General features: G+C 70.5%; 22 protein-coding genes. 9 read left to right on the top strand and 13 right to left on the bottom strand.

From position 1 onward, the window contains the following. Positions 1-3: 3 nt before the first annotated feature. Positions 4-1839: an alkaline phosphatase family protein gene (locus tag GGQ91_RS16975; RefSeq protein WP_182592470.1), complete on the top strand. Its 1836-nt coding sequence runs from the start codon at positions 4-6 to the stop codon at positions 1837-1839. Between the two features lie 211 nt (positions 1840-2050). Here the strand turns inward: GGQ91_RS16975 and GGQ91_RS16980 are convergent, their stop codons facing one another. From GGQ91_RS16980 to GGQ91_RS16990, 3 genes are all read right to left on the bottom strand, one after another. Next, entirely contained in the window at positions 2051-2329 is a 279-nt protein-coding gene (locus GGQ91_RS16980; RefSeq protein WP_026604676.1) for a DUF2312 domain-containing protein, read from the bottom strand. A gap of 116 nt (positions 2330-2445) precedes the next feature. After that, entirely contained in the window at positions 2446-2754 is a 309-nt protein-coding gene (locus GGQ91_RS16985; RefSeq protein WP_043380301.1) for a DUF1244 domain-containing protein, read from the bottom strand. Positions 2755-2816: 62 nt separating this feature from the next. Further along, on the bottom strand, positions 2817-3581 hold the full coding sequence (locus tag GGQ91_RS16990) for an N-formylglutamate amidohydrolase (RefSeq protein ID WP_043755009.1): 765 nt from the start codon (positions 3579-3581) through the stop codon (positions 2817-2819). Between the two features lie 178 nt (positions 3582-3759). Between GGQ91_RS16990 and GGQ91_RS16995 the strand changes: the two genes are divergently transcribed. From GGQ91_RS16995 to pyk, 3 genes are all read left to right on the top strand, one after another. Further along, positions 3760-5079: a glycerate kinase type-2 family protein gene (locus GGQ91_RS16995; RefSeq protein WP_182592471.1), complete on the top strand. Its 1320-nt coding sequence runs from the start codon at positions 3760-3762 to the stop codon at positions 5077-5079. Continuing rightward, entirely contained in the window at positions 5045-5527 is a 483-nt protein-coding gene (locus GGQ91_RS17000; RefSeq protein WP_075381519.1) for a DUF1036 domain-containing protein, read from the top strand. The genes GGQ91_RS16995 and GGQ91_RS17000 overlap by 35 nt, the downstream gene beginning before the upstream one ends. Positions 5528-5640: 113 nt before the next feature. Continuing rightward, complete coding sequence (pyk, locus tag GGQ91_RS17005; RefSeq protein ID WP_043380293.1) at positions 5641-7077, top strand: pyruvate kinase; 1437 nt, start codon at positions 5641-5643, stop codon at positions 7075-7077. A 155-nt stretch (positions 7078-7232) separates the two neighbouring features. Here the strand turns inward: pyk and GGQ91_RS17010 are convergent, their stop codons facing one another. The 6 genes from GGQ91_RS17010 to ubiG form a co-directional block, all read right to left on the bottom strand. Beyond that, positions 7233-8249, bottom strand: coding sequence for an alpha/beta fold hydrolase (locus tag GGQ91_RS17010; protein WP_182592472.1), 1017 nt, complete (start codon positions 8247-8249; stop codon positions 7233-7235). Further along, entirely contained in the window at positions 8246-8857 is a 612-nt protein-coding gene (locus GGQ91_RS17015; protein WP_078947118.1) for a tetratricopeptide repeat protein, read from the bottom strand. The genes GGQ91_RS17010 and GGQ91_RS17015 overlap by 4 nt, the downstream gene beginning before the upstream one ends. A 140-nt stretch (positions 8858-8997) precedes the next feature. Continuing rightward, positions 8998-9123, bottom strand: a complete 126-nt coding sequence (gene ykgO / locus GGQ91_RS17020) for a type B 50S ribosomal protein L36 (RefSeq protein ID WP_003601867.1) — start codon at positions 9121-9123, stop codon at positions 8998-9000. Positions 9124-9297: 174 nt separating this feature from the next. Continuing rightward, positions 9298-9879, bottom strand: a complete 582-nt coding sequence (locus GGQ91_RS17025) for a PAS domain-containing protein (RefSeq protein ID WP_210281323.1) — start codon at positions 9877-9879, stop codon at positions 9298-9300. Between the two features lie 171 nt (positions 9880-10050). Beyond that, on the bottom strand, positions 10051-10623 hold the full coding sequence (locus tag GGQ91_RS17030; protein WP_043755018.1) for a YbhB/YbcL family Raf kinase inhibitor-like protein: 573 nt from the start codon (positions 10621-10623) through the stop codon (positions 10051-10053). 46 nt (positions 10624-10669) lie between these two features. Next, positions 10670-11431: a bifunctional 2-polyprenyl-6-hydroxyphenol methylase/3-demethylubiquinol 3-O-methyltransferase UbiG gene (gene ubiG / locus GGQ91_RS17035; protein ID WP_053609409.1), complete on the bottom strand. Its 762-nt coding sequence runs from the start codon at positions 11429-11431 to the stop codon at positions 10670-10672. Between the two features lie 258 nt (positions 11432-11689). Here ubiG and GGQ91_RS17040 point away from each other — a divergent pair, with 258 nt between their 5' ends. From GGQ91_RS17040 to GGQ91_RS17060, 5 genes are all read left to right on the top strand, one after another. Beyond that, the gene (locus tag GGQ91_RS17040; protein ID WP_182592474.1) at positions 11690-12925 is read left to right on the top strand and encodes an aspartate kinase; all 1236 of its coding nucleotides are present in this window, start codon (positions 11690-11692) and stop codon (positions 12923-12925) included. 189 nt (positions 12926-13114) lie between these two features. Then, entirely contained in the window at positions 13115-15376 is a 2262-nt protein-coding gene (gene ptsP / locus GGQ91_RS17045) for a phosphoenolpyruvate--protein phosphotransferase (RefSeq protein WP_043380280.1), read from the top strand. Positions 15377-15591: 215 nt separating this feature from the next. Further along, positions 15592-16677: a peptide chain release factor 1 gene (gene prfA / locus GGQ91_RS17050; RefSeq protein ID WP_182592475.1), complete on the top strand. Its 1086-nt coding sequence runs from the start codon at positions 15592-15594 to the stop codon at positions 16675-16677. A 23-nt stretch (positions 16678-16700) separates the two neighbouring features. Next, positions 16701-17585, top strand: coding sequence for a peptide chain release factor N(5)-glutamine methyltransferase (prmC, locus tag GGQ91_RS17055; protein ID WP_246410737.1), 885 nt, complete (start codon positions 16701-16703; stop codon positions 17583-17585). 420 nt (positions 17586-18005) lie between these two features. Beyond that, positions 18006-19115, top strand: coding sequence for a DUF4167 domain-containing protein (locus GGQ91_RS17060; RefSeq protein WP_179697878.1), 1110 nt, complete (start codon positions 18006-18008; stop codon positions 19113-19115). A gap of 69 nt (positions 19116-19184) precedes the next feature. On the opposite strand, the gene GGQ91_RS17065 is transcribed toward GGQ91_RS17060, so the two are convergent. From GGQ91_RS17065 to GGQ91_RS17080, 4 genes are all read right to left on the bottom strand, one after another. Next, positions 19185-19742 (bottom strand): hypothetical protein, encoded by a 558-nt coding sequence (locus GGQ91_RS17065; RefSeq protein ID WP_343066807.1) that lies wholly within the window; start codon positions 19740-19742, stop codon positions 19185-19187. 206 nt (positions 19743-19948) lie between these two features. Then, positions 19949-20674: an RlmE family RNA methyltransferase gene (locus GGQ91_RS17070; protein WP_043380271.1), complete on the bottom strand. Its 726-nt coding sequence runs from the start codon at positions 20672-20674 to the stop codon at positions 19949-19951. 10 nt (positions 20675-20684) lie between these two features. Beyond that, entirely contained in the window at positions 20685-21767 is a 1083-nt protein-coding gene (locus GGQ91_RS17075) for a Ppx/GppA phosphatase family protein (RefSeq protein ID WP_043345257.1), read from the bottom strand. A gap of 110 nt (positions 21768-21877) precedes the next feature. Then, entirely contained in the window at positions 21878-22351 is a 474-nt protein-coding gene (locus GGQ91_RS17080; protein WP_012317168.1) for a response regulator, read from the bottom strand. Between the last annotated feature and the right edge of the window lie 138 nt (positions 22352-22489).

The following is a 22489-nucleotide window of genomic DNA, read 5'->3' on the forward strand; positions in this document are numbered from 1 at the left end:
GGTATGCGGCGTTTCTTTGTGTCCTGTCTCGTCGGTCTGTCGATCGTCGGCGCGGCTCAGGCTCAGCCGCAGCCTCGGAATGTCGTCCTGTTCATCGCGGACGGGCTCCGCGACGGCATGGTGAACGCCGCGAACGCGCCGGCGATGGATGGCCTGATGAAGGCCGGGGTGCGGTTCACCAACACGCACTCCCTGTTCCCGACTTTCACGATGCCGAACGCCACCGCGATGGCGACCGGCCACATGCTGGGCGACACCGGCCAATTCGGGAACACGATCTACACGGCCTTCCCGGTCCCCGGGGCCGGAGAGAGCCTCACGCCGTTTCTGGAGAGCGACCCCGTCCTCGGCGACGTCGACGCGCATTTCGCCGGCAACTACCTCAACGAGGAGACGATCCTGCGGGCGGCTCACGCCCAGGGGCTCTCCACGGCCAGCATCGGCAAGCTCGGCCCCTCCCTGATCTTCGACCACACGGCGCGCTCCGGACAGGACAGCATCCTGGTCGACGACAGCACGGGCCGGCCGAGCGGCATCCCGCTGAGCGACGACCTGCGCACGCGCCTGGATGCGGCCGGGCTTCCGCTGCAGGCGCCGACGCGGGGCGCCAACGGCCTGGCCGGAACCGCCGATTCGCCCGGGACGCTCGCCGCCAATGTCGAGCAGCAGGGCTACTTCACCGATGTGGCGACGAAGGCGGTCCTACCGCTGTTCAAAGCCCGCGGAAAACCCTTCGTGCTCGTCTACTGGTCGCGCGATCCCGACGGGACGCAGCACAATCAGGGCGACAGTCTCGGCCGGCTCGTCCCGGGGATCAACGGACCGACGAGCCTCGCGGCGATCCGCAACGCGGATGCCAACCTGGCCGCGCTGCTCGGCGCGCTGGAGGCGTTCGGACTGACGGAGACCACGGATGTGATCGTCACCTCCGATCACGGCTTCTCCACTATCTCCAAGGAGAGCGGGACCAGCTTCGCCGCGTCGCAGGCCTATAAAGGCGTGCCGAAGGGGCAGCTTCCGCCGGGCTTCCTCGCCATCGATCTCGCGCATGATCTCGGGCTCGGTCTGTTCGATCCGGATGCCAGGGGCATCAGGCTCGCCGCCGACGCCTTTCCGAGCCGGGCCAACGGCCTGATCGGCGCGGATCCGGCCAAGCCCGAGGTGGTGGTCGCGGCCAATGGCGGCTCGGATCTCGTCTACCTGCCGAACGGCGACCGGGCGCTGGCGCGCCGCGTGGTCGACGCCCTGGCGCGTCAGGACTACGTGAGCGGCCTGTTCGTCAGCGCGACCCTCGGCCCGATCCCGGGAACGCTGCCCCTCTCAGCGATCGCCCTCGACGGGTCGGCGCTGACGCCGATGCCGGCCATCGTGGTCAATTTCCGGAGCTTCTCGACCGGCTGCGCCGATCCGACCACCTGCGGGGTCGAGGTCTCCGATACCGGGCTGCAGCAGGGGCAGGGCATGCACGGCAGCTTCTCCCGCGCCGATACCCGCAACGTCATGGGCGCGGCAGGGCCGAGCTTCCGGGCGGGCCTCGCGAGCGCGGTGCCGGCGAGCAATGCCGACCTCGGGAAGACCATCGCCCAGCTCCTGGGCCTCACGATTCCCGGCAAGGGCCGGCTGGTCGGCCGCGTCCTGACCGAGGCGTTGGCCAATGGCAGCACGCCGACCTTCGCCCGGGCGGAGCTGCGCTCGGAGCCGGACGCCGCCGGCCACGTGACGGCGCTCGCCTACCAGACGGTGGGCGAGATCCGCTATTTCGATGCCGCCGGGTATCCCGGCCGCACCCTCGGCCTCGACAACAGTCCTGCCGTGTCGGCCGCCGCGGATGCGCACTGAGCGTCGCACCGTTCGGCCCGCGGGGCGGAGCGCAGGGAACGCTGTCCAACCCAACCCCCTCGTCCCGAGATGCCCGCGTCCGCGGGCTTCGAAGGCGAGCTCCAGGGAGCACGGCGCTCCCTGGTCTGCTCCGTCGAGATCTCCGCTGGGCTGCAGGCCCTCAGGAAGAGGATGGCGCGGACGGGTGGGCGTGCGGTGCCGCCTGGTCCGACTACGCCATGCCGAGGGCCTGCATGTAGAGCTCGAGGATCGCCTCCTGCTCCTGGCGCTCGCTGTGATCCTGCTTGCGGATGCGGAGGATCGTGCGGACGGCCTTCGCGTCGAAGCCCCGGCCCTTCAGCTCGGCGAACACCTCTTTGATGTCGCCCATGATGCCGGCCTTTTCCTCCTCGAGGCGCTCCAGGCGCTCGATGAACTGCTTCAGCTCGTCGGCCGCTACGCCCTCGGCCGACGAGACGTCGCCGCCGGGCCGCTGCGCGGCGGTGGGCATCGAATGGGCGTTCATGGGGCTCTCCCGAATGCACGGCGCGGTTGCGCCCTGGACCCGTGGTTAATGGGCCGGCCTTACTGGAAGCTTAGCCGATTCGCTGCCTGCCGGCCGCCGCCTCAATGCTCCTTGGCCTGCGACGCTGCGAAGCCCGCCTGCTGCTGCGGGGTTGCCTCGGTCTGGAAGCGCGCCTTCCACTCGGCGTAAGGCATCCCGTAGACGGCCTCGCGGCTCTCGTCCTTGGTCAGCGCCACGCCTGTCTCATCGGCGGCGTCCTTGAGCCAGTTCGACAGGCAGTTCCGGCAGAAGCCCGCCAGATTCATCAGGTCGATGTTCTGCACATCCGTCCGATTGCGCAGATGCGCGACGAGGCGGCGGAACACCGCGGCTTCGAGTTCCGTCTGGGTCCGGGGATCGATCGCGCTCATCGGTGGCAACTCTCTTCAGGTCGGGCGGCCCGCTCCCGATTTCGGGAGCGGCCGGACGGAGATCAAGCCGCGAGGAGCGGGCGAAGGATGCGGGCGAAGCGCGCGGCCCACTCGGCCTGTCCGTCCGCGCCGGCAATCAGATCCTGGCGGATCTCCACGAGGGCGTTGGCGAGGCCCCGCGCGGTGGCGTGACGGTCGATCGTGTCGCCCGGCAGGCCGCCGCCATACGGCTGGTTGTCGCCGACGGTCAGCCCGGCGGGATCCGCCTCCAGCGCGCGGATGAGGGGGCGGGCAAAGCGCTCGTCCCCGTCGTACAGGATGCCGACCTGCCAGGGCCGCGCGATGCCGCGCCAGTAAGGCGTGAAGCTGTGCAGGGTCAGGAGCACGGGCGGACGGCCGGCCGCCGCGGCGGCGGCGATCGCGTCGTCGATGGCCGCGTCGAACGGGGCGTAGAACCGGGCGATCCGCGCCTGCTTGCCGGCCTCGTCGATCCGGGCATTGCCAGGAACCACGGCGCCGTCGGACAGGCGCATCACCAGCGTCGGGTCGGCGCGCCCGCGATTCGGGTCGATGATCAGCCGCGAGAAGTTCGTGAGGATCGCCGGGGCCCCGAGCTGCGCCGCGAGGCTCCGCGTCACCGCCGCCGCGCCGATATCGTAAGCGATGTGCCGGGCGTATTCCGACTCCGGCAAACCGAGCTCGATATCCGGCGGCACGAAATTCGAGGCGTGATCGCAGGCGATGACGAGGCCGCAGGCGGGGTCGCCGGGGATGATCTCGCAGGGATGCGCGGGCGGGAGGGCCGTTTCTGTCTCCGGACGGGTCACGGGGCTCCGAGGTCTTCAGATCTGTGCGAGGGCGCGGATGGCGCTTGCCGTCGCGCGGCCGCTCGGGCAGATCACCTATCAAGGATCGTGCGCTCACGGCAAGAAACGGGCCCGCCGCCCAGGGAAGAAACGGGCGGGGAGTGTGCGACACAAACAAGAGAGGAGCCCGTTCGACGCCATGACCGAGACCGTTCCGCCCGTCGCCGATGCGGCCATCCGGGATCAGCGCGCGCTCCTCGACGCGATTCTCACGGCCGCGATCCGCGCCGCCCATCCGGATCTCTGCCTGCCGCCCCACCTGCCGGAGCCGAGCCCCGGACGTCTGATCATCCTGGCGGCCGGCAAGGCCGCCGGCAGCATGAGCGCCGTGGCGAGCCGGTTCTACCGCCGGCAGCATGGACTCGGCGACGACCGGATCGTCGGCCTCGCAGTGGCCCGCCACGGCTACGGCCAGGACGCGCCGGGCATCCACATGGTCGAGGCGGGCCACCCGGTGCCCGACGAGGCCGGCATCTCGGCGACCCGGGAGGCCCTGCGGCTCGCCACCGAGGCGGGGCCGGACGACGAGGTCCTGGTCCTGCTGTCGGGCGGTGGCTCGGCCAACTGGATCGCCCCGGCCGGCGACCTGACGCTCGTCGAGAAGCAGGCGATCACCCGGGCGATGCTCCGCTCCGGCGCGCCGATCGGCGAGATCAACACGGTGCGCAAGCACATCTCGCGGATCAAGGGCGGACGCCTCGCCCTCGCGGCCCGCAACGCCCGGCGCATCCTGACGCTGGCGATCTCGGACGTGCCGTTCGACGATCCGGCGGTGATCGCGTCGGGCCCGACGGTGCCCGATCCGTCCACGCTCGCCGATGCCCGCGCCATCTGTGAGAAGCGCGGCATCCCGCTGCCCGAGGAGGCTTCGCGGCTCCTCAACGACCCGAACAACGAGACGCCGAAGGCCGGCGACCCCGCCTTCGCCCGCGCCGAGTACCGGATCATCGCCCGGCCGATCGACGCCCTGAATGCCGCCGCCGAGGCCGCCCGCGCGGCCGGCTACGAGCCGATCCTGCTCGGCGCCGATCTCGAAGGCGAGGCCCGCGAGGTCGCGGCCGAGCACGCGGCCGAGGCCAAGCGCCTCAAGGCCGAGGGCCGGCGCGTGGCGCTGATCTCCGGCGGCGAGCTCACCGTCACGATCCGCGGTGAGGGCCATGGCGGCCCGAACCAGGAATACGCCCTGGCGCTGGCGGTGGCCTTGGACGGCGAGCCCGGCATCTTCGGCATCAGTGCCGATACCGACGGGACCGACGGCGGCCGGGGCCTCGCCACCGACCCGGCGGGCGGCCTCATCGATCCGACGACCCTGGAGCGGGCCCGGACCGCCGGCCTCGACCCGGCCGCGATGCTGGAGCAGAACGACTCCACCGCGTTCTTCGCGGCCCTCGGCGACCTCGTGAACCCCGGTCCGACCTGTACCAATGTCAACGACTGCCGCATCATCCTCGTCAACTAGGTCGCGCGTCTCGGCGGCTCAGCTCCTCCCGGCAGTCACGGTCCTCGGCCTCGCGCTCCTCGGCGCGAGCCCCGCCCGGGCGGATCTGCGCCTGTGTAACCAGACCGCCAGCAAGGTCGGGATCTCGCTGGGCTATCGCGACCCGCAGGGCTGGGTGACGGAGGGCTGGTGGGATTTGGCGCCGAAGGCCTGCGAGACGCTTCTCAAGGGCGCGCTGGCGGCGCGGTTCTACTACGTGTTCGCAGTCGACTACACGCGCGGCGGCGAGTGGAGCGGCCGCTCGCTGATGTGCACCCGTGATTCGGAATTCACGATCCGCGGGATCGAGGATTGTCTCGCCCGCGGCTACGACCGGAACGGCTTCTTCGAAGTCGATACCGGCGAGCAGAAGAGCTGGACCATCCAGCTCACCGATCCCAACCGGGCCGAGGCGCCGGCAAAGCCGTAACGTGAAGGCGGCGGCCTTGACGCTGTCCGGCACGGGATGCTCACACCCGTGGCCAAACCCTTGAACCGGCGGCGCTTCATGCTGCACGGCAACGAACAACCGGAGGAATACGCTTGAAACGGTCACGCCGCACGAAGATCGTCGCCACCCTGGGCCCGGCCTCCGATTCGCCGGAGATGATCGAGCGGCTGTTCCGCGCGGGCGTCGACGTGTTCCGGCTCAACATGAGCCACCTGCCGCGCGAGAAGCTGCCCGAGAAGGTGGAGGCGATCCGCACCATCGAGCGGGAGGCCAAGCGGCCGATCGGCATCCTGGTCGACCTGCAGGGGCCGAAGCTGCGGCTCGGCACCTTCGCGGAGGGGGCCGCGATGATCGAGGCCGGCGCCACCTTCGTGCTCGACGGCGATCCGACGCCGGGCGATGCCGCCCGCTGCCACCTGCCGCATCCCGAGATCCTCGAGGCGCTGGAGCCGGGCCACGCCATCCTGCTCGATGACGGCAAGCTCCGGCTGACGGTGGTCGAGACCTCGCACAACCGCGCCGTGACCCGCGTCGAGGTCGGCGGCCGGATCTCGAACCGGAAGGGCGTATCCCTGCCGCATACGGTGATCCCGGTCCCGGCGATGACCGACAAGGACCGGGCTGATCTCGATGCCGGCCTGAACGCGGGCGCCGACTGGATCGCCGTCTCGTTCGTCCAGCGGCCCGAGGACGTGGCCGAGGTGAAGAAGGTCTGCGCCGGCCGCGCCCTGGTGATGGCCAAGATCGAGAAGCCGCAGGCGCTGGCGCGCCTCGACGAGATCATCGAGATCTCCGACGGCCTGATGGTCGCCCGCGGCGATCTCGGCGTGGAGATGCCCCTGGAGCAGGTCCCGGGGGTGCAGAAGCGCATCACCCGCGGCGCCCGGCGCTACGGCAAGCCGGTGGTCGTGGCCACCCAGATGCTCGAATCGATGATCACGGCTCCGGTCCCGACACGCGCCGAGGTCTCGGACGTCGCCACGGCGGTCTACGAGGGGGCGGATGCCGTGATGCTCTCTGCGGAGAGCGCCTCGGGGGCCCACCCGATCGGGGCCGTGGAGACCATGAACCGCATCGCCGAGCAGGTGGAGCGGGACGCGATCTACTGGTCGATCATCCGGGCGCAGAGCGCGACCCCCGACGAGACGGCCGCCGACGCCATCGCGGCGGCGGCGCATCAGATGGTCGATGCCCTGAACCTCGACGCGATCATGGCCTGGACCAATTCCGGCTCCACGGCGCTCCGCCTGTCGCGCGAGCGCCCGAACGCCACCGTGATCGCGCTGACACCCCGGCGCGAGACGGCGCGGCGCCTCGCCCTGGCCTGGGGCACGCACCCGATCGTCACCAAGGATGCCAGCGACGTGGACGACATGTCCTTCCGCGCCGCCAAGTTCGCCGTCCGCGAGAAGTTTGCCGCGGTGGGCGACCGGGTGATCGTCGTCGCCGGCCTGCCGTTCGGCACGCCGGGCGCCACCAACCTCGTGCGGCTGACCTTCATCACCCGCGAGCACGCCGAGAAGGCGTGAGGCGGCAGGCCTCCAGCACTGCCGGCATCCCGATTGCGATCGGGATGCCGGCCGCCGACGCGGCGGGATCTTGCGCGGACAACAATTCTCAAAACCGGGCTTGCCACCGTTGCACCGGGACGAGGCGGACGGACGTGTCCTGATCGGCCCGCGGTTCAATGCGCGACGGCCGGTTCCGAACCGGCCGCATTGGTCGCCGCGGCCAGCCGGATAATCTCCTCCGTGACCCGCTCGGCGGCGACATACTGGAGCATGTGGCCGATGCCCGGCAGCAGCACGAGCCGCGCCCCCGGGATTGCCCGCGCGAGCGGCACCGCCTGCGCGTCGGCGCGGACGATCGGGTCGGCCTCGCCGGAGATCACCAGGGTCGGGATGTGGATCCTGCCGTAGCGCGGGCTCTGCGCCGCGAGGGCTCGCGACAGGCCGAGCAGATCCTGGACGTTGGCGAGCAGCGTCTCCGGTCGCAGAACCAAGTCGGATCTGGCCAAGTCCGGATAATCCGCCTGCGCGGGCTGCGGCTTGAAGACCCGGCGCGCCGCCTCGGGCAGGAACCGACGCGCGATCGGCGGTCCGATCGTCCGGCTGAGCACCCACGCCACCGGGGGCTTTATGGCGAACCGCCAGTACCACGGCAGATCCGGCATCCGGTCCGGCATGGGCATCGCCACAGGCGCGGCGAGGGCGAGGGCGGAAACCCGCTTCGGATGATCCAGGGCGAGGGCCAAAGCGAGGGCGCCGGCCCAGGAATGACCGAACACCACCGCCGGCCCGACGCCCATGCGGTTCAGCGCTTCCGCGATCATCCCGGCCTGCACGGAGGGTGCCGCGGCGTCGCCGCCGGCAATCCGGTCGCTCCATCCGAATCCCGGCCGGTCGAAGGCGATCACCCGGAAGCCCTGCGCGGCGAGGCGGCGGCCGATCCCCTCCATGGGATCCGACGCGTTGGCCGAGGCCCCGTGCAGGAGGACGACGGGCGGCCCGTTCGCCGGGCCGTCCTGCAGGGTCGCGAGCCGCCCGCCGGTGATCGTCACGAACGGACCCGCGGGCGGGTTGGCCGCGCCGACCCGGAGCGTGATCACCAGCGCCGCCAGGGCCCCGATCGCCAGAACGAGGCCGGCGAGGGCGAAGGGCAGGGCAAGGAGGGTCAGGAGGACGGCGATCACCCGGGTCACAGGTCGCGGCCGTCGACCTCCGGGGTGAGGCGGTTGATCGCCTCGCCGACCTTCTCCATCTGCGGGTAGAGCGCCTTCGCCCGCCGGAACGCTGCCAGCGCACGCGCCTTGTCGTCGAGGGATTCGTAGATCCGGCCCATGGCGGCCCAGGCCTCGAAGTGGCGCGGCTCCAGGACCAGGGCCCGCCGCAGATCGGCCAGCGCATCGTCCTTGTCGGTGAGGAGCCAGAACACCGTCGCGCGGCGGTTCCAGCCCTCCGACCAATTCGGTTCGAGGGCGGTGACGCGGTCCATCAGCTCGGCCGCCAGGGGGAAGTCGTGGGCGGTGACGGCCTGGCGGGCGCGGTCGGTCAGCAGGTCGACGGTCGGGCTGCCGGATCCGGCCATGTGCCGCTCGATCAGTCGCGCGATGCCCTTGGCCTCCGCTGGATCCTCGCTGGCGCGCAGGCGCGCGAACAGGTCATCGAGGCTCGGCGGCTTCGGTGCCGGCTTCGCTTCGGCGGTCGGCCGGCCGGGCCGGGTCGATTGCGGCGCTGCCTGGGCCGCCGGCAGTGTCGCCGCGAGGGCCGGCAGGCAGACCAGGGCGGCTATGAGACGGGTCGGCATCATGCAGCCAGACTGTGCGCCGTCGCCACGTCCGTCAACGTGCCGCGGTGCCGCGCGCACGCGGAAACGGCCGCACCCGGTGGACACGGCCGTTTCCTCGATCGGTGCCGTTCTCCGTCCGGCCTCGGCCGGTCGGAACGGTCTCAGCCCTGGCGGGCCTTGAAGCGCTTCTGGGTCTTGTTGATCACGTAGACCCGCCCCTTGCGGCGCACGAGCTGGTTGTCGCGGTGGCGGCCACGCAGGGACTTGAGGGAGTTGCGGATCTTCATCGGTCTTTCGAGCCCGGAGGGCCGTCCATCAGTAAGGGATCGGGAACGTAGCCTTGAGGCAGGACGCGCAGTCGCGTCCGGCGATCACGGCTCACGCATCGCGGGATGGCGCGGCCATATCAGGAGTCGCCCCCACAAGGCAAGGCGCAGCGGGCATCGTGCTGCCGGTCCTGCTCAATGGACGCTGTCGAGATCCGGCACCGCCGGTGCGATCACGAGCTGCCGGCCGATCTGGTGCAGCAGCATGTCGAGGAGCGGTTTCAGACGGTCGAAACCCGGCCGGGAGAGGCCATTCTCCGCAGCCGTGTACAGGGCCAGCGCCATCTCGGCGACCTGATCGATGCCGCCGGCGGCGGCATCCGTCGCGTAGAACGCCGATTCGTCGAGAAAGCCCTCACGGCTGCACGCGGTCACATCGATGACGATCCCGTGGGCCTCGTCCACGACGCCCTCGGCGTTCCGGATATACCGGCCGCGCACGAGCACCCAGCGGACTTCGCCGGGTACCGGTACGGTCCGGTACTGCGCGATATACAGGCCGCCCTCGCGGCGAAGGTCAGCGATGATGCACCCGATCCGTCGCCGGTCCTCGGGATGGATGTGCTCCAGGAACGCCGCGAAGGGCGTCCCCCGGCCGCCTTTCGGCCGCGGCAGGCCCAGGACCGTCGCGGCGGCGGCGTCGCATTCGAGGACGTCGTCGGCGATGTGCCAAGTCCAGGTCCCGACATCCGATTCGGCCAGGGCACGCATCCCCATGCGGCCGCTCTGCCGCTTCGTGTGCACACCGACGCCCACAGACTCGATCTCCAGGTCCGTCCGGACGCTTTGCCCGGCCGACTTATTTGGTCGACACAATACTGGGACTGCCGAAACGGCACAACGCATGGGAGTGACAGATCAGGATGGTGTTCGAGGGTAGCGACGCCATCAGGAACGATAGTAAACGCCGGTCAGCGTGCCCTTTGCGAGGACGTGCCCGCGCATCGCATCGATCAGTGCGCCCCGGCCCGGCGCCTCGGCCAGGGCGAGAGACTGCCGCAGCGCGAAGATCTGGAAGACGTAGTCGTGCGGCCCGTGGCCCGTCGGAGGATCCGGCGGCAACCATTCCGCGCGCAGGAAGCTGTTTTGGCCCAACGCGTGGCCGGAGCCCGGATGCCCGGGGCTCGCCAAGGCACCTTCGGGCAATTCGGCCGGCTCGGGCGGGATCGCCCAAGCGATCAGGTGGACCAGCGGACGCGGCGTCGGGCTCCCGGCGTCCTCGACGAGGATCACCAGGGCAGCGGTGCCCGCGGGCAGGCCGCTCCAGGCGAGCGGCGGGGACACGCCCGCACCGTCCGCGGTGAAGCGGGCCGGCATGTCCGCCCCGTCCGCGAAGGCCGGACTGGTCAGCGTCACGGTGTCGGCAATGTCGGAGAAGTCCGAATGGACCGCCGTCTTGTCCCGGCCGGCCTTCAGGCCCGACAGGGCTTCGCCGACCGCCCCGGGGATTTTCTCAAGCATCGCCGCGCCCTCCGTCCCGTCTCCAACGGCGGGGGACGCAACCCGTTCACGCAGAGCGTTCGGCTGCGACCATATAGTTCACGGCCGTGTCGCGGCTCGTGCGCCAACCATCCGTGAGCGGGTTGTAGACGACCCCGACCGTGTCGGTGACGGCGAGCCCTCCCGCCCGGATGGCGCGGGCGAGTTCGTCGGGCGTCACGAATTTCTGCCAGTCATGCGTGCCCCGCGGCAGCCAGCCGAGCACGTATTCGGCGCCGACGATGGCCAGCGCGAAGGAGCGCAGAGTCCGGTTCAGGGTGGCCCCGAACAGCAGTCCGCCGGGCTTAACCCCCGCGCAGGCGGTCCGCACGAAGGCCTGCATGTCGGAGACGTGCTCCACCACCTCCATGATCAGCACGGCGTCGAAACGCTCGCCGCCGGCGACCACCGCTTCGATGGTCGCGCCGCGATAATCGACCGGCACGCCCGCCGCCTCGGCATGGGCCCGGGCCACCGCGATGTTCTGCTCGGCCGGATCGAGCCCGATCACGCGTGCGCCGAGCCGGGCGAGGGGTTCCGAGAGGACGCCGCCGCCGCAGCCGACGTCGCAGATCGAAAGCCCGTCCAGCGGAAAGGGCGCGCGCGGATCGCGTCCGAACCGCCGGCACAGGGCGTCGCGGATATAGGCGAGCCGCACCGGATTGAACCGGTGGAGGACGCGCATCGGGCCGGTCTCGTCCCACCACGTGGCGGCGAGCGCATCGAAGCGCGCAACCTCACCGCGGTCGACGAACCCGTCCGTGGCCCGATCCGTGGCTGCCCTGTCCATGCGCGTTCCGTCCTCATGCCGGCGCCGCCCCGATCCGGTCCGCCCCTCTATCCGGGCTGGCCGGGTAGGCCGGATCCGCCGCGATGCGTCGTGTCCGCGCTCTAGCATGGAGATCGCTCGGAAGTCGCCGCGGCGCGCGGGCGCCATGCTTGGCTGGTTGTTGACACTCTACCGAGCCGCTTGTACCCGCCGGGCACCGTCCGGACCGGGCTGCAGCGGTCCGTCCAATCGCCACCGGGAACCCGCGACCGAGAGACCATGCCCCGTCTGGTGATGAAATTCGGCGGCACCTCCGTCGCCAACGTCGATCGCATCCGCAACGTGGCGCGCCACGTCGCCCGCGAGGTGGCGGCCGGCTACGACGTTGCCGTGATCGTCTCGGCCATGTCAGGCAAGACCAACGAGCTGGTCGACTGGGTCAAGGACGCGAACGCGCTCTACGACCCGCGGGAATACGACGCCGTCGTGGCCTCGGGCGAACTCGTCACCGCGGGCCTCCTGGCGATCGCCCTCCAGAAGGACGGGGTCAAGGCCCGCTCCTGGCAGGGCTGGCAGATTCCGGTCGTGACCTCGGACGCCCATGGCTCGGCGCGGATTGCCGAGATCGATCCCAAGAACCTCGAGGCGGGTTTCGCAAAGGGCGAGATCGCGGTGATCGCCGGCTTCCAGGGCGTCCATGCCGAGACCGGCCGCGTGACGACGCTGGGCCGTGGCGGCTCCGACACCTCGGCGGTGGCGGTCGCGGCCGCGATCGGGGCCGAGCGCTGCGACATCTACACGGACGTGGACGGCGTCTACACCACCGATCCGCGCATCGTGCCGAAGGCCCGCCGCATGGAGCGGGTGACCTTCGAAGAAATGCTGGAGATGGCCTCGCTGGGCGCCAAGGTGCTGCAGGTCCGCTCGGTGGAGCTTGCCATGGTCCACCGGGTGCCGACCACGGTCCGGTCCTCCTTCGATCCGCCGGACGCCGCGCGCCCGGGCACCCTCATCTGCGACGAGGACGACATCGTGGAACAGCAGATCATCACCGGGATCGCCTTCTCCCGGGACGAGGCGCAGATCACCCTGCGCCGTGTCAAGGACAGCCCCGGCGTGGCCGCCGCGATCTTCGGGCCGCTGGCCGACGCCAACATCAACGTCGACATGATCATCCAGACCGTGTCGGGCGACCAGTCGACCACCGACATGACCTTCACGGTGCCGGCTTCCGAGTACCAGCGCTCGCGCGCCATCCTCGACGAGGCCCGCACGCAGATCGGCTACGCCCAGATCGAGGGGGCCACCGATGTCGTGAAGGTATCGGCGATCGGCGTCGGCATGCGCAGCCATGCGGGCGTGGCCGCCAAGGCGTTCAGGGCGCTTGCCGAGAAGGGGATCAACATCCGCGCGATCACCACCTCGGAGATCAAGTTCTCCGTGCTGATCGACGCCGCCTATACGGAGCTTGCCGTGCGCACGCTTCACTCGCTATACGGCCTGGACCAGGCCTGAGCCTGGGACGACGCGGGTTCGAGCGGGTCGCGTGGTGTGAACTAGACAGTCACGGGCCGATCCGCCGATCTCAGAGCGTCTCTGGGACCAGCGGTCCGGTCCATCCGGTGCCAGCCGTCCCGGGTTTGGCGCCAAGGTTGCAGGGTGGTCGACGCCAAGGCCACTCACCGACGCTGGAACGACGAACCGATGCCCGCTGCGCCCGGAGGCCCGCGCCTGCTGCTGCGCCGCCTCCGCGAAGCGATGGCGGAGCCGGTCAGCCCCCAGGCGCGCCTGGATCGCATCGTCGTCCTGATCGCCGCCAATGTCGTGGCCGAGGTCTGCTCGGTCTATGTGCTGCGCGATGACAACACCCTCGAACTGTTCGCCACCGAGGGCCTCAACCGCGAAGCGGTCCACCAGACTCGCATGCGGACCGACGAGGGCCTGGTCGGCCTGATCGCCCGCACGGCGGAGCCGCTTTCCCTTTCGGATGCGCAGAACCACCCGGCCTTTTCGTACCGTCCGGAGACCGGCGAGGAGGCCTATCACGCCTTCCTGGGCGTGCCGCTGCTGCGGGCGGGCAACACGCTCGGCGTCCTGACGGTCCAGAACAAGACCTATCGCGTCTACTCCGAGGAGGAGATCGAGGCGCTCCAGACCACCGCCATGGTGCTCTCGGAGATGATCGCCTCGGGCGAGCTCGAGGGGCTGGCCCCCGATGCCGGCACCGCGGCCCGCCGCCCGGTCCTGGCGCGGGGCATCGCGCTGGCCGACGGCATCGGCCTCGGCTACGTGGTGCTGCACGAGCCCCGCGTCGTGGTGAAGACGCTGATCGCCGAGAACGTCGACCGCGAGGTCGCGCGCCTCGACGCGGCCATCGAGGAGGTCCGCTCGGCGATCGACGCGCTGGTGGAGCGCGGCGACCGGATCGGTACCGCGGAGAGCCGCGAGGTTCTCGAGACCGTCCGAATGTTCGCCCACGACAAGGGCTGGCTCCGGCGCATGCGGGAGGCCGTGGCGTCGGGCCTGACCGCAGAAGCCGCGGTCGAGCGGGTCCAGTCGGACAACCGCGCGCGGATGATGCGCCAGTCGGATCCGTATCTGCGGGAGCGGCTGCACGATCTCGACGATCTCGCCAACCGCGTCCTGCGCACCCTGATCGGCTCCGAAGCGGCCGGAACCATGGTGCTGCCGGAGAACGCCATCCTGGTGGCGCGCACCATGGGGCCGGCGGCCCTCCTCGACTACGAGGCCTCGACCCTGCGCGGCATCGTCCTGGAGGAGGGTGGTCCGACCAGCCACGTGGCGATCGTCGCCCGGGCGCTGGGCATCCCGGCCGTGGGCGAGGTGGAGAATGCCACCGCCCTGTGCGACGCGGGCGATGCCATCATCGTCGACGGCGTGGCCGGCGAGATCCATGTCCGGCCCGGTCCCGAGGTCGAGGCCGCCTATGCCGAGATGGTGCGCCTGCGCGCCCGGCGGCAGGAGCAGTACCGGGCGCTGCGGGACGTGCCCGCCCAGACCCGCGACGGCGTGCGCGTCGGCCTGCACCTCAATGCCGGCCTGCTGGTCGATTTCAGCCACCTGCAGGAGACGGGCGCCGAGGGCGTGGGCCTGTTCCGCACCGAGCTGCAGTTCATGGTGGCGCAGCGCATGCCGTCGGCGGCCGAGCAGGAGGAACTGTACCGCAAGGTCTTCGCCGCCTCGGCGGGCAAGTCCGTCACCGTCCGCACCCTCGACATCGGCGGCGACAAGATCCTGCCCTACATGGCCAAGCTCGAGGAGGAGAACCCCGCCCTCGGCTGGCGGGCGATCCGCATCGGCCTCGACCGGCCGGCTTTGCTGCGCATGCAGCTGCGCGCCCTGCTGAAGGCCGCCGACGGCGACCCGCTCAAGATCATGTTCCCGATGGTCGCCACGGTGGATGAATTTGTGCGCGCCCGCGGCATCGTCGAGCGGGAAAAGGCCTACCTGAAGCGCCACGGCTACCGGCTTCCCACCGATTGCCGCCTCGGCGCGATGATCGAGGTGCCCTCGCTCCTGTTCCAGATCGACGAGATCGCCCGGGAGGCCGATTTCCTGTCGGTCGGCTCGAACGACCTGATGCAGTTTCTGTTCGCTGTGGACCGGGAGAATCGCCGGGTCGCCGACCGCTTCGATCCGTTGAGCGTGGCGGCCCTCCGCGCCTTCCGGCTGATCGCCGAGCGGGCCAACGCGGCCTCCTGCCCGGTGACGGTCTGCGGCGAGATCGGCGGCCGCCCCCTCGACGCCATGGCGCTGATCGGCCTCGGCTACCGGCAGCTGTCGATGTCGCCGGCCGCGATCGGGCCGGTCAAGGCCATGGTGCTGAGCCTCGATGCGGGCGCCATCGCCGAACTCATCGACGCCGAGATGGCGCGGATGCATGACGGCGACTCCCTGCGCCCGGCGCTCACGGCCTTCGCGCACGCCCACGGCATCCCTATTTAACCGCGACCCTTGCCGAACATTCGGCCGGGGTTGTACGGCAACGCCACGACGCTTTCGGCCGACGCGCCGCGGCTTCCGCTCTCGAACGGAAGGGGCGTGGATTTGGGGGAAGTCCTGCCGGGTCTCGGTCCCTCCAAGCCACGCGTCTCTTCCCCCCGAGACGAGACCCGCGCCCAGCCCGGAACGGCACGCGCAGACCTGCAGAAACACGGGCGATGATCCCCTTTCCCACCGAGCGCCTCGACGCCATCCTGGCGCGGCACGACATCGTCACCGCGCAGCTCGGCTCCGGCGAGATCGATCCGGAGACCGTGGTCCAGCTCTCCCGCGAGCTGTCCGACCTCGACCCCGTCGTGGCGGCGATCCGCGGCTACCGCGCGGCCCTGGACAACCTCGCGGGCGTCGAGGCCCTCATCGACGAGCCAGGCACGGATCCGGAGATGCGGGCCCTCGCCGCCGATGAGAAGCCGGAGGCGCAGGAGGCGCTCCAAGCCGCGCACCGGGCCCTGCAGGTGCTGCTCCTTCCGAAGGACGCCGCCGACGAGAAGAGCGCAATCCTGGAAGTCCGCGCCGGGACCGGCGGCGACGAGGCGGCCCTCTTCGCCGGCGACCTGTTCCGGATGTACGCCAAATACGCCGAGTCGAAGGGCTGGCGGGTCGAGGTGATCTCCGAGAGCGAGGGCACGGTAGGCGGCTTTCGCGAGGTCGTGGCCGAGGTGAAGGGCCGGGGCGTCTTCGCCCGCCTCAAGTACGAGAGCGGCGCCCACCGGGTGCAGCGCGTGCCCGACACCGAGACGCAGGGGCGGATCCACACCTCCGCCGCCACCGTGGCGGTACTCCCGGAGGCCGAGGAGGTCGACATCCACGTCAACGATGCGGACCTGAAGATCGACACGATGCGGGCCCAGGGCGCGGGCGGCCAGCACGTCAACAAGACCGAATCGGCGATCCGCATCACCCACCTGCCGACCGGCATCGTGGTGTTCGTCCAGGAGGAGCGGTCGCAGCACAAGAACCGCGCCCGTGCGATGGCACTCCTGCGCGCTCGGCTCTACGACGCCGAGCGCAGCGCGAAGGATTCGGCCCGGGCGGCCGATCGGAAGGCCCAGGTCGGCTCCGGCGATCGCAGCGAGCGGATCCGGACCTACAATTTCCCGCAAGGAAGGGTGACCGATCACCGGATCAACCTGACCCTCTACAAGCTCGAGGAGGTGATGGCCGGGACGGCCCTCGACGAGGTGGTCGACGCCCTGATCACCGAGCATCAGGCCGAGCTGCTGGCCGCCGAGGGTATGGCCTGAGCCATGTCGTGATGCCGGCCGCGATGCAGAACAGATCGCGCCGCGAGGCGCTGCGAGCCTGCACGGCACGGCTGCAGGCCGCGGGTGTCGTCGAGGCGGCAGGCGATGCCCGATTCCTCCTGCTCGGAATCCTCGGCCTTGAGACGCGCGACCTTCTGATCGAGGGTGAGCGCCGCGTCAGCGCGGACGAAGCCGCGGCCCTCGACGCGGCGCTCGCCCGGCGCCTCGCCGGCGAGCCGGTGGCCCGTATCCTGGGCGCCTGGGAGTTCTGGGGGCTGCCGTTCCGGCTCGGTCCCGACACCCTGGTGCCGCGCCCGGACACCGAAATCCTGGTCGAGGTCGCGCTGGCGGCGGTCCCCGACCGGACCGCGCCGGTGCGCTGCCTGGACCTCGGCACCGGAACGGGCTGCATCCTGACGGCCCTTCTCTCGGAACTGCCCCGGGCCAGCGGGGTCGGGCTCGATCGCTCGGACGGGGCCCTGCGCGTCGCCCGGGACAATGCCGTCGCCAACGGCGTCGGCGACCGGGCCCGCTTCGTCGTCGGCGATTGGTGCGAGGCCCTGAGCGGGACCTTCGACCTCGTCGTCTCGAATCCGCCCTACATCGCCCAGGACGTGATCGCGACCCTCGACCGCGAAGTCCGCATGCACGATCCGGCGGCGGCCCTGGATGGCGGCGTGGACGGTCTCGACGCCTACCGGAGAATCCTCGACGGTGCGGCTGGGCTGCTCGCCCCGGGCGGCAGGCTCGTCCTGGAGATCGGCTACGATCAGGCCTCGGCGGTGCGGGCCCTTGCATGCGCGGCGGGCTTCCCGGATCGGGGATTGACCCGCGACCTCGCCGGCCGCGACCGCGTCGTGAGTTTCGACCGGCCACAGGGTCTTTTATCCGGCCACAGGGATGCCTAAGTCAGGGTCGAGCATCGCGTCACCGAAAAATTGCTTGTTGCATCAACCGGGGAACGCTAGAGTCGGCTTGAAGATCGCGAACCGTCCGTTAAGACGGACGGCTGTAAGGTCGGTGGTGACCATGGGTCGCCGATTGGTTCGCTGATCCCCCTTAACCGTCGAACCAGAACGCGCCGGTGCCAGCGCGGCGGTGCGACACAATCGAACCTGACAATCAACTGAGGATCGGCGGCTTTAACCGGGCGCCCGCTTCGAGGGATGGTCAGGCAGACGCGCGGACCGAAGAGCGGTCGCACGCGCGGCGCCGCCGGATGCGCTTGGCCGGACTGCGCCAGGAGATCCGCCCGGGCGCCTCCGTAGACAGTCGTTTGCGTGAACGAGGGTCATTACAGACCGATGAGACCAAACCAGAATCGACGGATGCGCGGCCGGAACCGGCCGAAGGGTCCGAATCCGCTGACGCGCTCGTACGAATCCAACGGTCCCGACGTCAAAATCCGCGGCACGGCGCAGCACATCGCCGACAAGTACGCGCAGCTTGCGCGGGATGCTCTGGCGGCCGGCGATCCAGTTGCTGCTGAAAACTACTTCCAGCACGGGGAGCACTATTTCCGCATCGTTTCCGGTGCCCAGGAACAGAATCGCCCGGCTAATACCGCCGGTTACGCCAGTCGTCCCTATGATGACGACATGGAAGAGGGCGACGACGAGGCCCAGGGCAACGGCGGATCGCAGAACGGTCACGGCTATAGCGGCTATGATGACGCCGATCCCGGCCAGCAGCCGCAGCCCTACGAGGGTCGTCAGGACGGAAACCAGGACGGTCGGCAGGGCCGTGACCGGTTCCAGAACCGCGATCAACGGCGGTTCGACAACGGCGGGCGCCAGGATTACCGGCGTCAGGACCAGCCGCGTCAGGACTATCAGCGCCAGGATTATCAACGGCCGGACTATCGGCAGGAGAACCGGCAGGACCGTCAGGATTACGGGCGTCCGGATTATCGCCAGGAGCGTCACGACGGCCGGCAGGACCGCCAGGACGTCCGGCAGGACCGCCAGGACGTCCGGCAGGATCCTCGCCAAGATACGCGCCAGGATACGCGCCAGGATGCTCGGCAGAATGATCGGCAAGACGCCCGGCAGGACACGCGCGGCGATCAGGGGCGTTACGAGAGCGGCCGCGGCGAGGCTCCGCGGTCCGAAGCCCGGCAGGAAACGCGTCCGGAGGGGCGGCCCGAGCGGGCTCCCCGCGGCGAGGCCGGACGTCAGGGCGAGACGGCGCCCCGCCGTGAGCGCCGCCGCGAGCCTGCGCCTGTCGTGGAGGCCGAGGAGCCGACCGGCCTGCCGGCATTCCTGATGGCCCCTGCGCGTCCCGCCCCGCCGGCTGAACCGTCGCCTGCTCCCGAGCCGGAGGCTGCGGCCGAGGAAACTCCGGCCGCCAAGCCCCGCCGCCGCCGCCGCCCGCGTTTCGAGAGCGCCGCGGACGAGGGCAGCGCCAACACGTCGCCGGCAGACGTGCCGACCGAGTGAGCGAAAGCTGCAGGAAGCACTGAAGAGAGGCCGTTCCGGGCAACCGGAGCGGCCTCTGTCGTTACGGGCTCAGCGTGGCACGGTTTTCCAGTCCGGGCAGGCCTGGACCCGGTGGATCAGACGGTGCCGCCGGCCGCTCGCGCCGAACGGCCCGAGCTCCCAGTCCCAAGCCGCTTCCGTAGGCGGGAGCTCGGACCCGAACAGCATATCGAGGCTGTCGGTGAACCGGCCCGACCGATCCTCCGCGCGCTGCACCGCGTCGGTGATCAGGCAGACGCGCTCGACCCGGCCTGCCAGGGTGTCCAGGGCTTTGAGGTGGGTCTCGACCAGATGTGCCCTGAGAAGGGACGGGGCCGCGCGGCCCCGGGCCTCGTGGGCCTCGATCGGGACGATCGGAAGCTGCGACAGCAGGTTTGCCGAAACGATCAGGTCGGCGCTCGTGCAGAGATCCGCCCAGGACCCGGCGAGGCCTGCACTGATCTCGGCGGTCACCAGCGCCACGTTCGGGTATCGGCGGGCGGCGAGCCGGGCCGGCCAGGGATGCACGGCATCCACGAGGCCGATCCGATCAAACAGGCGGGCGAGATCGTCCAGCGGCACGTCGTCGAGCAGGCCGGAGCCGAGCACGACCGCATGTCGGCAATGCCCCGTTCCCTCGGCCGCCGCCGCGATCGTGCCCCGCGCCTGCGCGAGATGCGGTGCCCAGACCGCCCGGCAGCGGCGCTACCGCGCGTGAAGCAGGCCGCTCTGCCGGACATAGCCAAGCCTGCACAGGGGCCGCGGCGCTGGATTGACGACCGACAGGGCCCAGGCGACCAGCACCGCCGGCTGGCTCACTCCGCGTCGGAGGGCGCGGTATGCGCCGAGGTGCCGCGATAGCCGGTCGCGAGGACGTAGAGCTCGCTGGAATCGGCCCGGCTGGCGGCGGGCTTCACGTGGCGGACCGTGGCGAAGTCGCGCTTCAGGTCGGTGAGCAGGGCGCCCTCGGTCCCGCCCTGAAGCACCTTGGCCAAGTAGGCGCCGCCCGGCCCAAGGATCTCCCGGGCAAATTCCGCCGCCGTCTCGGCGAGGCCGATGATGCGGAGATGGTCGGTCTTCTTGTGGCCGGTGGCGTTGGCGGCCATGTCGGACATCACGAGGTCGGCCGGGCCGCCGAGCATGCCGGTCAGCCGCGCCGGCGCCTCGGGATCCAGGAAATCCAGGGTGATGAACTCGACCCCGGCCATAGGCTCGATCTCCAGGAGATCGATGCCCACGATCCGGCCCGACGGTCCGACCACCCGGGCGGCCACCTGCGACCAGCCCCCGGGAGCCGCGCCGAGGTCGACGATCTTCTGGCCGGGCCGGAGCAGCTTGTAGCGCTCGTCGATCTCCAGCAGCTTATAGGCCGCCCGCGAGCGATAGCCCTCGCGCTTGGCCCGCGCCACATAGGGATCGTTGAGCTGGCGCTCCAGCCAGCGCTTCTGCGACAGGGTCCGTCCACGCCCGGTCTTCACCCGCTGCTTCAGGTCGCCCCGGACCCCGCCGCCGGAGCTCGCGCCGCCGCGACGGTCGCTCATCGTGGGGCCCTCATCGGACAGCCTTCCGGTTCCAGACCCCGTCCTCCCGCATCATGTTCATCAGCAATCCTTCGCGCAGGCCGCGATCGGCGATGCGCAGGCGCTCCGAGGGGAACGCCCGGCGGATCGCCTCGAGGATCGCGCAGCCCGCGAGCACGAGATCGGCGCGGTCGCGACCGATGCAGGGGTTGTCGGCGCGCTGCTCCAGCCGCGTGTCGAGCAGGTCGTCGATGGCGGTGGAGACTGCGGCGTCGGTCATCCACAATCCATCGACCCGCCGGCGCTCGTAGCGCGCGAGCCGCAGATGCATCGCCGCGATGGTCGTGACGGTGCCAGACGTGCCGAGAAGGTGGAAATGGGGCGCGGTCGCGGCGGCAGCGGCCCGGAGGGCGAAGGCGGACAGCTTCTCGGCCACCTCCTCGACCATGCCCTCGAACATGCGGCGGGTGACCTCGGCGCCGCCGTGGCGCTCGGCCAAAGTCACCACGCCCACGGGCAGCGAATCCCAGGCGCGGATCCTGAGCGTCGGATCGGTCGACGGATTGGCCGCCGCGCCGTCCAGCCACGCGATCTCGGTCGAGCCGCCGCCGATGTCGAAGATGATCACCGATTCGGCCAGCGGATCCGCCAGCGCCGCGCAGCCGGTGACCGCGAGATAGGCCTCGGTCTGCCGATCGACGATCTCGAGGTCGAGGCCGACGCCGCGGCGGACGCGCTCCACGAAGGCGGCCCCGTTCACCGCGAGGCGGCAGGCCTCCGTGGCGATGATCTTGGCCCGCTGCACGCCGCGCGCCTGCATCTTGGACCTGCAGATCCGCAGGGCCTCCACGGTCCGCTCGATCGCCGCCTCGCTCAAGCGGTCCGACGTGCCGAGGCCTTCGCCGAGACGGACGATCCGTGAGAACGCATCGATCACCCGGAAGCCGCTGAAGGTCGGCTCCGCGACCAGCAGGCGGCAATTGTTGGTGCCGAGGTCGAGCGCCGCGTAGGCGGCGCGCCGACGCTCACGGCCCGGCAAGGGGGCTGGCGTCTGAAGCGGCACCGCGCCGGTCTGGATTCGGGACGGCGCGGCCGCGGCGGTCTCGTCCCTCATCGGCGCGGCCGTCGATCCTTCGGGTCGGCCTTGAGCGTCGCGCTCGGCCTTTGTTGATCTGTGACCCTACAGGCTCAGCGGGGAACTGCAACGCCCCATCGCGGTCGCGATCAGGCGACGGCCTTCATGGCGCTGGCCCGGCGCGGGATCGGGCGCAGGAGACTCTTCACCTGGGAATAGGGGCGGGGCCGGTTGATCACCTCGTCCAGGCGCGACCACAGGGTCTTCGGCGAGAACGGCTTGGCGATGATCTCGTTGACGCCGAGCGCCACCGCACGGTCGACCACGTTCCGGCGCGGCTGGGCCAGCATCAGGATGATCGGGATCGTGGGGCAGGGAGAGGTGGTCGGCGTCCGCGCGAGCCGGATGAACTCCTCGCCCGACAGGATCGACAGGTCCCAGTCGATGATGCTGATATCGGGTTTGCTCTCGGCCAGCACGCCCAGCGCCTCCGCCCCGTCCGGCGCTTCCAGGACCCGCTTGATACCGACGCGCATCAGCATGTCGCGCACGATTCGGCGGATGTAGAGACTCTCGTCGACGACGAGGGCCGAGAGATCGGGGAAGGTCGGGGTCGCGATCATGGCCGGCGGGCTCTGCGGGGCGCGGCGCCGAGTCTAGGCGGGACAGCCTTTGCGTTTCGCTAACGCCTTCCCTCGAATGAGTAAGGACCGACCCGGGATCGGGGGCGGACTCCGTTGTTTGCCGCAAGAAAGTAACGA

The sequence above is a fragment of the Methylobacterium fujisawaense genome, from assembly GCF_014138435.1.
GTDB classification, from domain to species: Bacteria; Pseudomonadota; Alphaproteobacteria; order Rhizobiales; family Beijerinckiaceae; genus Methylobacterium; species Methylobacterium fujisawaense.

Coding starts and splice junctions, on each gene's coding strand:
- GGQ91_RS16975 (WP_182592470.1), top strand. CDS start 4: ATGCGGCGTTTCTTTGTGTCCTGTCTCGTCGGTCTGTCGATCGTCGGC.
- GGQ91_RS16980 (WP_026604676.1), bottom strand. CDS start 2,329: ATGCCCACCGCCGCGCAGCGGCCCGGCGGCGACGTCTCGTCGGCCGAG.
- GGQ91_RS16985 (WP_043380301.1), bottom strand. CDS start 2,754: ATGAGCGCGATCGATCCCCGGACCCAGACGGAACTCGAAGCCGCGGTG.
- GGQ91_RS16995 (WP_182592471.1), top strand. CDS start 3,760: ATGACCGAGACCGTTCCGCCCGTCGCCGATGCGGCCATCCGGGATCAG.
- GGQ91_RS17000 (WP_075381519.1), top strand. CDS start 5,045: ATGTCAACGACTGCCGCATCATCCTCGTCAACTAGGTCGCGCGTCTCG.
- GGQ91_RS17015 (WP_078947118.1), bottom strand. CDS start 8,857: ATGATGCCGACCCGTCTCATAGCCGCCCTGGTCTGCCTGCCGGCCCTC.
- ykgO (WP_003601867.1), bottom strand. CDS start 9,123: ATGAAGATCCGCAACTCCCTCAAGTCCCTGCGTGGCCGCCACCGCGAC.
- GGQ91_RS17025 (WP_210281323.1), bottom strand. CDS start 9,879: ATGGGGATGCGTGCCCTGGCCGAATCGGATGTCGGGACCTGGACTTGG.
- GGQ91_RS17030 (WP_043755018.1), bottom strand. CDS start 10,623: ATGCTTGAGAAAATCCCCGGGGCGGTCGGCGAAGCCCTGTCGGGCCTG.
- ubiG (WP_053609409.1), bottom strand. CDS start 11,431: ATGGACAGGGCAGCCACGGATCGGGCCACGGACGGGTTCGTCGACCGC.
- GGQ91_RS17040 (WP_182592474.1), top strand. CDS start 11,690: ATGCCCCGTCTGGTGATGAAATTCGGCGGCACCTCCGTCGCCAACGTC.
- ptsP (WP_043380280.1), top strand. CDS start 13,115: ATGCCCGCTGCGCCCGGAGGCCCGCGCCTGCTGCTGCGCCGCCTCCGC.
- prfA (WP_182592475.1), top strand. CDS start 15,592: ATGATCCCCTTTCCCACCGAGCGCCTCGACGCCATCCTGGCGCGGCAC.
- prmC (WP_246410737.1), top strand. CDS start 16,701: ATGCAGAACAGATCGCGCCGCGAGGCGCTGCGAGCCTGCACGGCACGG.
- GGQ91_RS17060 (WP_179697878.1), top strand. CDS start 18,006: ATGCGCGGCCGGAACCGGCCGAAGGGTCCGAATCCGCTGACGCGCTCG.
- GGQ91_RS17070 (WP_043380271.1), bottom strand. CDS start 20,674: ATGAGCGACCGTCGCGGCGGCGCGAGCTCCGGCGGCGGGGTCCGGGGC.
- GGQ91_RS17075 (WP_043345257.1), bottom strand. CDS start 21,767: ATGAGGGACGAGACCGCCGCGGCCGCGCCGTCCCGAATCCAGACCGGC.
- GGQ91_RS17080 (WP_012317168.1), bottom strand. CDS start 22,351: ATGATCGCGACCCCGACCTTCCCCGATCTCTCGGCCCTCGTCGTCGAC.